This is a genomic window from Serpentinimonas barnesii, from assembly GCF_000696225.1.
In the GTDB taxonomy this organism is placed as follows: Bacteria; Pseudomonadota; Gammaproteobacteria; order Burkholderiales; family Burkholderiaceae_C; genus Serpentinimonas; species Serpentinimonas barnesii.
This window is the reverse complement of sequence record NZ_BAWN01000069.1, coordinates 1-919: the sequence shown is the minus strand read 5'-3', so window position 1 is coordinate 919 and position 919 is coordinate 1. Positions and strand designations below refer to the sequence as shown.

Below are 919 nucleotides of genomic sequence, written 5' to 3'. Positions count from 1 at the left end.
GTGCCTTCGGCCCGCCGGTTAACCTCAACGTTAGGCCTCGCTCTGGCTTCTGCGGCTCCACTCCCTCGCGCTCCGGCGGCGCTGCTTGGTTGCTGGCCTGCTGCTCGGCCTTCGTGGAACGTTCGGGCACACAGCGCTTGCCTTCCTCCACAGCCCCAGCCATAATATCCGGCAACGCCGCAGCGTTCCAAGGCCCAGTTACCCTTCACACCATTGCCTAACCTGCGGTTCAACTCGGACGTGCCTTCAGCCCGCCGGTTAAACTCAACATTGGGCATCACCATCACGAGTACTGAAACCACAGGAGTTCTTATGAGCAAACTTTCCCAAACCAAAATTCAAGTATTGGATCAGTTCGAGGCAAGAACTGACGAATGGTCGTTCGGTGTCTTTGAAAAGGAACTAGAACAGGCCATGGGTTCCAGATACGGAAATTATCAAACAGCAAAGTTAACGATCGCGGAAGCTGATCGCGATGGTCGCTGGCCTAATACGGTTAAGGGATACGTGCTGTCCAATTACCGAGCTTTCGGAAACTCCCCTGCTGAACTTGTAAGCATTGCCAGCCGTATCCTTGCCAGCCTGACAGAAGAAGAAAAGTCATATTGGAAGCCTGCCAACAAGTGATGCCCAACCTTCCGATCCAGAGGGACGCTCCGCCGGCAAACCGGCTTCGCGCCCCCTGAGCTAGCACGTTAGGTCTCGCTCTGGCTTCTGCGGTTCCACCCCTGCGTGCTCCGGCAGCGCTGCCCAGTTGCTGGCCTACTGCTCGGCCTTCATGGAGCGGAACAGGCACACAGCGCTTGCTCCACAGCCCCAGCCATAATCTCCGGCAACGCCGCAGTGTTCCAAGGCCCCAGCACCCTTCTCCACAGCGCCTAACCTGCGGTTCAACTCGGACGTGCCTTCGGCCCGCCGG

1 protein-coding gene is annotated in these 919 nt (G+C 57.9%); it reads left to right on the top strand.

The window, feature by feature from the left end; all coding sequences use genetic code 11:
- Nucleotides 1–312 precede the first annotated feature (312 nt).
- Nucleotides 313–627: a hypothetical protein gene (locus SRAH_RS12725; protein WP_076607045.1), complete on the top strand. Its 315-nt coding sequence runs from the start codon at nucleotides 313–315 to the stop codon at nucleotides 625–627.
- Nucleotides 628–919: the final 292 nt, after the last annotated feature.